Here is an 8053-nt window from a genome sequence, read left to right on the forward strand (position 1 = left end):
ACGACCTGGGTGCGCTGGCGCACGACGAGATCCCGGACACGATGGATGGCCAGTCGATCTTTTCGCGGACTACCAGAAGGACGTGGCCGCCGTGCTGCAGGCCGCGCGGGCGCTCGACCTGCCGCGCCCGTGGTTCCTGCTGGCCCATTCCATGGGGGGCGCCATCGGGTTGCGCGCCGTGATGGAAGGGCTGCCGGTGCAGGCCGCGGCCTTCAGCGCGCCCATGTGGGGCATTCACATTGCGCCGCACATGCGGCTGGTGGCCGGGGCGATGACACGCATCATGCCGCGCATCGGGCGCGGCGGGCTGATGCCCCCCGGCTCCTACGCCGAGGCCTATGTGCTGGCCGAACCTTTCGAAGACAACATGCTGACGACCGACCCCGCGATGTACGAGATGATGCGCGACCAGATCCGCGCGCATCCCGAGCTGTCGCTGGGCGGGCCCAGCTTCGTCTGGCTGCGCGAGGCGCTGGCGGAAACCGCCGACCTCACCCGGCGCGCCGCCCCCGGGCTGCCCTGTATCACGTGGCTCGGCACCAATGAGCGCATCGTCGACAAGAACCGCATCCACAAGCGCATGGCGCGCTGGACCGGGGGCGAGTTGCGCATGGTCGAGGGCGCGGAACACGAGGTGCTGATGGAGGTCGAGGCGCTGCGGCAACCGATCTTCGACGGCATTCGCGACCTGTTTCTGGGCACCGCCCGCAAGGGGTGAGCAAATGGGGTGAGGCGGTGCTTCCCCGCCAGCGGTCGTCCCCGCGGGGGCGTGGTGCAATGCCTCCGGCGGGAGTTTTGAACCATTTGGAAGAAGGGGGTGCGCGTGCGCCGGGATGTGACCGGGGGCCTGTGCAAACCCGGCGCGGCACCTACATCAGCGCCATGACGCGCGATCCCGTACTGCAATTTACCGACAGGGGCATCTATTGCCCCGCAGGCGATTTCCACATCGACCCCTGGCTGCCGGTGGACCGGGCGCTGATCACCCATGGCCATGCCGACCATGCCCGCGACGGCATGGGCCGCTATCTCGCCACGCATGAGGCGCTGCCGGTCATGCGCCATCGGCTCGGCGATGTGGCGCTCGAAGGGATCGGCTATGGCCAGACCCGGCGGATCGGCGGGGCCAATGTGTCGTTCCACCCGGCGGGCCATGTTCCCGGCTCCGCCCAGATCAGGGTGGAGGTGGCGGGCGAGGTCTTCGTCGCCTCGGGCGATTACAAGGTCGTGGACGACGGTCTGTCGACCCCGTTCGAGCCGGTGCGCTGTCATCATTTCATCACCGAAAGCACCTTTGGCCTGCCGGTCTTTCGCTGGCGCCCGCAAGCCGACGTCGCGGCCGAGATCAACGATTGGTGGCGAGGCTGCGCCGCGGCAGGCAAGACGGCGTTCCTCGGAGCCTATTCGCTGGGCAAGGCGCAGCGGTTGCTCTCCATGCTGGACCCGGGGATCGGGCCGATCCTGACCCACGCGGCGGTGGAGAACACCAACGAGGTGCTGCGCGGTCAGGGCATTGCCCTGCCGGATACCACGTTGGTGACCCCGGAACTGGTGCCCAAGGAGCATACGCGCGCACTGGTGCTGTCGCCGCCCTCGGCGCTCGGCAGCCAGTGGGCGCGCCGGTTCGGGCCGCAGGAAAGCGCCTTCGCTTCCGGCTGGATGGCACTGCGCGGGGTGCGCAGGCGGCGCGCGGGCGACCGGGGGTTCGTGATCTCGGACCATGCGGATTGGCGCGGGCTGCTCTGGGCGATTACCGAAACGGGTGCGGAAAACATATATGTCACGCACGGTTACACGGATATCTTCACGCGATACCTGAACGACGAAGGCTGGAACGCCGAAGTGGTGCCGACCCAGTTCGAAGGCGAAAGCCTCGATACGGGGGATGTGGCGTGAAGCGCTTTGCCAAACTCTTCGCCGCCATCGACCAGAGCACCAAGACCACCGTCAAGGTCGCGGCGCTGGCCGATTATTTCTCTGACGCGCCGGAGGCCGACAAGCTCTGGACCGTGGCGCTTTTTTCCGGGCGCCGGCCCAAGCGCGCGGTGACCACGACGCGGCTGCGCGAATGGGCCTCGGAGGCCGCCGATGTGCCGCTTTGGCTCTTCGAGGAGAGCTACGCCATCGTGGGCGATCTGGCGGAAACGATCTCGCTCGTCCTGCCGCCCAATCCCACACAGGACGACCGCCCGCTGTCGCACTGGATCGGGGCGCTGCGCCAGTTGCGCGACATGGAAGAGGCGGAGCGCAAGGCCTTCGTGCTGGACTGCTGGCGCGTCCTTGGCGGGACCGAACGGTTCCTGTTCAACAAGCTGATCACCGGCGGGTTTCGCGTGGGCGTCAGCCAAAAGCTGATGACCCGGGCGCTGGCGCAGGCGACGGGCAAGCCGGAGGCGGAGCTGGCGCATCGGCTCATGGGCAACTGGCACCCGGACGAGGTGAACTGGCACGCGCTGATCGAGGCGGAGGACGCCTCCGCCGACGCGTCGCGGCCCTATCCTTTCTACCTCGCCTATGCGCTGGAGGCCGAACCCGAAACGCTGGGCGATCCGACGGATTGGCGCGCGGAATGGAAATGGGACGGTATCCGCGGCCAGCTGATCCTGCGCGACGGCGATTATTTCGTCTGGTCCCGGGGTGAGGAACTGATGACCGACCGGTTCCCCGAACTCGCCCGCGCCATCGACCACCTGCCCCCCGGCACGGTGCTGGACGGCGAATTGCTGGTCTGGATACCGGGGTCCGACGCGCCCTCCTCCTTCAATGCGCTTCAGGCGCGGATCGGGCGCAAGACGGTGCCCAAGAAGCTGCTGAAGGACGCCCCCGTGGTGCTGCATGCCTATGACCTTCTGGAATGGCAGGGGCAGGACATCCGCGACCGCCCCTTTGCCGAGCGCCGCGCGCTGCTTGAGGTCGCCTGCGCCGACCTGCCGCCCGAGGCGGCGGTGCGGCTGTCGCCGCAACATGCCTTTGACGACTGGTCGGCGCTGGCCGATCTGCGGCTGACCGCGCGGGCGGCGCAGGCCGAGGGGCTGATGCTGAAACGGGCGGACAGCCCCTACCTTGCCGGGCGCAAGAAGGGCGACTGGTGGAAGTGGAAGCTCGATCCGCTGACCATCGACGCGGTGATGATCTATGCGCAGTCAGGCTCCGGGCGGCGGGCGAACCTGTTCACGGATTTCACCTTTGCTGTCTGGAACGGCAACGATCTGGTGCCCTTCACCAAGGCCTATTCCGGCCTGACGGACGCGGAATTCCGCAAGATCACCGCCTGGGTCCGCAAGAACACCGAAGAACGCTATGGCCCGGTGCGCAAGGTGAAGCCGCATCATGTCTTCGAAATCGCCTTTGAGGGCATCCAGGCCAGCCCCCGCCACAAGTCCGGCGTGGCGCTGCGGTTTCCGCGGATGGCCCGCTGGCGGCACGACAAACCCCTGCAGGAAGCGAACACGCTGGATGATCTGAAGGAAATGTTGCGGATATACGGCTGATCCCCGCCGCTTGCCGGTTGTTCCCGGCGCCTGCCCATCCTACCTGTACCGAAAGAAATGAGGTCCGATACAATGCTGCAACTGCCCTTCCCCGTCTCCGACGCCAATGCCACCTCCGGGGGCAAGAACCTCGGCGATCTGCCGGAATGGAACCTCGATGACCTCTACCGGGGCGAGGACGCGCCGGAACTGAAACGCGATCTCGATTGGCTCGAAGAAGCCTGCGCCTCCTTCGCAAGCGACTACGAAGGCAAACTGGCCGAGCTTGATGCGGACGGGCTGCTCGAATGCGTGCTGCGCAACGAAAAGATCAACAACATTGCCGGGCGGATCATGTCCTTCGCCGGGCTGCGCTACTACCAGCTGACGACGGATGGCGGGCGGACGAAGTTCATGTCCGACATGCAGGAAAAGATCACCAACTTCACCACGCCGCTGGTTTTCTTCAGCCTCGAACTGAACCGGCTGGCGGACGATCACCTTGAAAAGCTGATGTCCCGCAACCCCGATCTGGCGCGCTACAAGCCCGTGTTCGACCGGATCCGCGCGATGAAGCCCTATCAGCTGTCGGACGAGATGGAGCGTTTCCTGCATGATCTGGGCGTCGTCGGCGATGCCTGGGAACGTCTGTTCGACGAAACCATCGCCGGGCTTCAATTCGAGGTGGAGGGCGAAGACCTCAATATCGAAGGCGTGCTCAACCTGCTGACGGACCCGGACCGTGCCAAGCGCGAAGCCGCCGCGCGCGAGTTGGCGCGTGTCTTTTCCGAGAATATCCGCACCTTTGCCCGCGTCCATAACACGCAGGCTAAGGAAAAGGAGGTCATCGACCGCTGGCGCGGCATGCCCACCCCGCAGACCGGGCGGCATCTGAGCAATCAGGTAGAGCCCGAGGTGGTCGAGGCGCTGCGCAACGCAGTCGTGGAAGCCTACCCCAAGCTCAGCCATCGCTATTACGAGCTGAAGCGCAAATGGCTGGGGCTGGACCGCATGCAGGTCTGGGACCGGAACGCACCGCTGCCGATGGAAGACCCGCGCATCGTCGACTGGAACCGCGCCAAAGAGATGGTGATGGACGCCTATGAGGCGTTCGATCCCCGGATGGGCGAACTGGCGGCGCCCTTCTTCAGCGACGGCTGGATCGACGCGGGCGTGAAACCCGGCAAGGCGCCGGGGGCCTTCGCGCATCCGACGGTGACGGATGTGCATCCCTACGTTATGCTGAACTACCTCGGCAAACCGCGGGACGTGATGACGCTGGCGCATGAACTGGGCCACGGTGTCCATCAGGTTCTGGCCGCCGATCAGGGCGAAATGCTGTCCTCCACCCCGCTGACCCTCGCCGAGACGGCATCGGTCTTCGGAGAGATGCTGACCTTCCGCAAGATGTTGGAAAACGCCAAATCCGACGCGGAGCGCAAGGTGCTGCTGGCCGGCAAGGTCGAGGACATGATCAACACGGTCGTGCGTCAGATCGCCTTCTACGACTTCGAATGCAAGCTGCACGAGGCGCGGCGCGGCGGAGAGCTTACCCCCGATGACATCAACGCGCTCTGGATGTCCGTGCAGGCCGAAAGCCTCGGCCCGGCCTTTGACTTCATGGAAGGCTATGAAACCTTCTGGGCCTATATCCCGCACTTCGTCCATTCGCCCTTCTACGTCTATGCCTATGCCTTCGGTGACGGCTTGGTGAACGCGCTCTACGCCGTCTACGAAGAGGGCAAGGAAGGCTTCGAAGAGAAGTATTTCGACATGCTGAAAGCCGGTGGCTCCAAGCATCACAAGGAACTGCTCGCTCCGTTCGGGCTGGATGCCAGCGACCCCGCCTTCTGGGACAAGGGGCTGTCGATGATCTCCGGTATGATCGACGAGCTGGAAGCAATGGAAGACTGACCCGCGATGGCCACCGCTGATCATCCGATCGCACCTCTGAGACACAGAACGCTCAAACAGCGCCTGCGCCGGTTTTTGGCGTGGGTGCGCAAGACCGTGCCCGAATGGCTGAGGCTGCCACTGGGCATCCTGTTGATGCTACTGGGGCTGCTCGGCTTCCTGCCGATCCTTGGCTTCTGGATGATCCCGGTGGGTTTCGCCGTGGCCGCCATGGGCATGCGCCCGATCCGCGCGCGGTGGAACAAGCGCCGCCGGGGCTGATTATTTCAGCTGACTGTCTTTCGATCCACGCCGGTTGATCCCGCCGCGGGTCTGCGGCCTGCTGTCGCGTTCGCGCACGCAGTCGATGCACAGCTTGACCCCCGGCAGCGCCTCGCGCCGCGCCTGCGGAATCGGCTCCTCGCATTCGGCGCAATGGGTGGCGCTGGAGCCCACGGGCGCCTTGCGCGCCTTCAGCCGTGCCAATTCGTCATTGATAGAGGCTTCGATCTGTTCCGAAACCGCGCCGTCTCTCGTCCAACCACCAGCCATCGTCATATCCTCCTGCCTTGAATGTAGGTGCGATCCCCCCGTACGTCACCCCGGGTTCACCAAGAGCAGACCCGAAACGAAAGGACCCCGCCGGGGGGGGGCGGGGTCATGGTCTGCATATCAGCGCGATGCGCGATCAGGAGGCGGGCAACATGCCCTTTTCCTTCGCCAGTTCGCGCATCCGCTTTTGCAGCTTCTCGAAGGCCCGCACCTCGATCTGGCGGATGCGTTCGCGGCTCACGTCATACTGGGTGGAAAGATCCTCGAGCGTCACGGTCTCATCGGACAGGCGGCGTTGGGTCAGGATGTCCTTCTCCCGATCATTGAGCACGTCGAGCGCCTCGGCCAGCATCTCGCGGCGGGTCTCCAATTCATCCCGCTCTGCATAGTCGGTGGCCTGATCGGCGTCCTCGTCCTCCAGCCAGTCCTGCCATTGCATGGTCCCCTCACCTTCGGAGCCCACGGTCGCGTTGAGCGAGGCATCGCCGCCGGACATCCGGCGGTTCATCGAAACCACCTCTTCCTCGGTCACGCCCAGATCGGTCGCGATCCGCTTGACGTTGTCAGGATGCAGGTCGCCCTCTTCCAGCGCGCCGATCTTGTTCTTGGCCTTGCGCAGGTTGAAGAACAGCTTCTTCTGGCCGGAGGTCGTGCCCAGTTTTACCAGCGACCACGAGCGCAGCACATATTCCTGAATGGACGCCCGGATCCACCACATCGCATAGGTTGCGAGGCGGAAGCCCTTTTCGGGGTCGAACCGCTTGACGGCCTGCATCAGGCCCACGTTCGCTTCGGAGATCACCTCGGACTGCGGCAGGCCGTAACCACGGTATCCCATGGCGATCTTGGCCGCGAGCCGCAGGTGCGAGGTGACCATCTTGTGGGCCGCTTCGGGGTCCTGTTCTTCGACCCAGCGCTTGGCCAGCATGTATTCTTCTTCCGGTTCCAGCAGGGGAAACTTGCGGATTTCCTGCATGTAGCGGTTTAATCCACCTTCCGGAGTCGGTGCGGGGAGATTTCCATAATTTGCCATCGTGTCCCTTTCCCATCTTTGGGTGCCCGTATGTTTACGGTCTTAACATTTCATATGGTCAGTGGCTTGCATGGATTCAAGTGGTCAAAGGGGGCATGGGTTCCATCACGGTACCGTTCTCAGACCGGCCATGCGCGGCACGCATAGGTTGTGACGGCAGGATCAGGGCGAGATCAGGCCGCCAGACGCACCTTGTCGAGCAGCTCCTGCATGTCGGGGGGCAATGGGGCCTCGAACCGCATGTCCTGCCCCGTCAGCGGGTGGACGAAGCCCAGCACCGCCGCATGCAGCGCCTGCCGGGGAAAGCTCTGCACCGCGGTCGCGGCGACCTCGGGAAGTGCCGCCTTGGGCAGCTTGCGCCGCCCCCCGTAGACCGGATCACCCACCAACCCGTGGCCCGCATGGGCAAGATGCACGCGGATCTGATGCGTGCGGCCCGTTTCCAGCCAGCATTCCATCAGCGCCAGCACCGGGGGCGTGCCGAACCGTTCGATGCAGCGCGCCCGGGTCACGGCATGGCGCCCGCCCTGAAACAGCACCGCCTGGCGCTGCCGGTCCGTCTTGTGCCGCGCGAGCTGGGTGGTCAGCTTCAGGATGTTGCCCGGCTCGAACGAGGCGCCCCGCACCCCGCGCAGCCGAGGATCGTTGCCATCGGGCACGCCGTGCACCAGCGTCTGGTAATACCGCTCCACGCTGTGCCGCTCGAACTGCGCGGCGAGGCCCTGATGCGCGGCATCCGTCTTGGCCACGACCAGCAGGCCGGAGGTATCCTTGTCAATCCGGTGTACGATACCGGGCCGCTTGCGCCCGCCCACCCCGGACAGGCTGTCGCCGCAATGGGCCAGCAGCGCGTTCACCAGCGTGCCGGATGGCGAGCCCGGCGCGGGATGCACGACCATGCCCGCGGGCTTGTCCACGACGATAAGCTCCTCATCCTCGTAGACGACATCCAGCGCGATGGCCTCGGGCGCGATATGGCTCTCCTCCGCCTCCTCCACATCGATCTCCACCAGATCGCCGGCGGATACCGTCGCGCGGGGGTCGCGCACCACCGCGCCGGCGATTCGCACGGCACCTTCCTCAATCAGGCGCATGAGCCGTGTAC

8 protein-coding genes are annotated in these 8053 nt (G+C 65.2%); 5 read left to right on the forward strand and 3 right to left on the reverse strand.

From position 1 onward, the window contains the following. From A3764_RS03485 to A3764_RS03505, 5 genes are all read left to right on the forward strand, one after another. Window positions 1–718 (forward strand): alpha/beta fold hydrolase (locus tag A3764_RS03485; RefSeq protein ID WP_150122063.1); only part of this gene is annotated, 718 nt, incomplete at its 5' end. A 164-nt stretch (window positions 719–882) separates the two neighbouring features. Next, window positions 883–1896, forward strand: a complete 1014-nt coding sequence (locus A3764_RS03490) for a ligase-associated DNA damage response exonuclease (protein ID WP_067926762.1) — start codon at window positions 883–885, stop codon at window positions 1894–1896. Further along, window positions 1893–3491 carry an ATP-dependent DNA ligase gene (locus A3764_RS03495; RefSeq protein ID WP_067926712.1) on the forward strand — a complete coding sequence of 533 codons (1599 nt, stop codon included), beginning with the start codon at window positions 1893–1895 and terminating at the stop codon, window positions 3489–3491. Before A3764_RS03490 ends, A3764_RS03495 begins: the two co-directional genes overlap by 4 nt. A gap of 72 nt (window positions 3492–3563) precedes the next feature. Further along, a complete protein-coding gene (locus A3764_RS03500) occupies window positions 3564–5384 on the forward strand; it encodes a M3 family oligoendopeptidase (RefSeq protein ID WP_067926715.1) in 1821 nt (606 codons plus the stop codon). 6 nt (window positions 5385–5390) lie between these two features. Beyond that, window positions 5391–5645, forward strand: a complete 255-nt coding sequence (locus tag A3764_RS03505) for a hypothetical protein (RefSeq protein ID WP_067926719.1) — start codon at window positions 5391–5393, stop codon at window positions 5643–5645. On the opposite strand, the gene A3764_RS03510 is transcribed toward A3764_RS03505, so the two are convergent. The 3 genes from A3764_RS03510 to A3764_RS03520 all read right to left on the reverse strand — a co-directional run. Further along, window positions 5646–5915: a DksA/TraR family C4-type zinc finger protein gene (locus A3764_RS03510; protein WP_067926723.1), complete on the reverse strand. Its 270-nt coding sequence runs from the start codon at window positions 5913–5915 to the stop codon at window positions 5646–5648. Window positions 5916–6051: 136 nt separating this feature from the next. Beyond that, a complete protein-coding gene (gene rpoH / locus A3764_RS03515; RefSeq protein WP_067926728.1) occupies window positions 6052–6948 on the reverse strand; it encodes an RNA polymerase sigma factor RpoH in 897 nt (298 codons plus the stop codon). 173 nt (window positions 6949–7121) lie between these two features. Then, the coding region (locus tag A3764_RS03520; protein ID WP_067951186.1) for an RluA family pseudouridine synthase at window positions 7122–8053 on the reverse strand (932 nt) is incomplete at its 5' end.

This window comes from Sulfitobacter sp. HI0129, assembly GCF_001635395.1.
Taxonomy (GTDB): domain Bacteria; phylum Pseudomonadota; class Alphaproteobacteria; order Rhodobacterales; family Rhodobacteraceae; genus Sulfitobacter.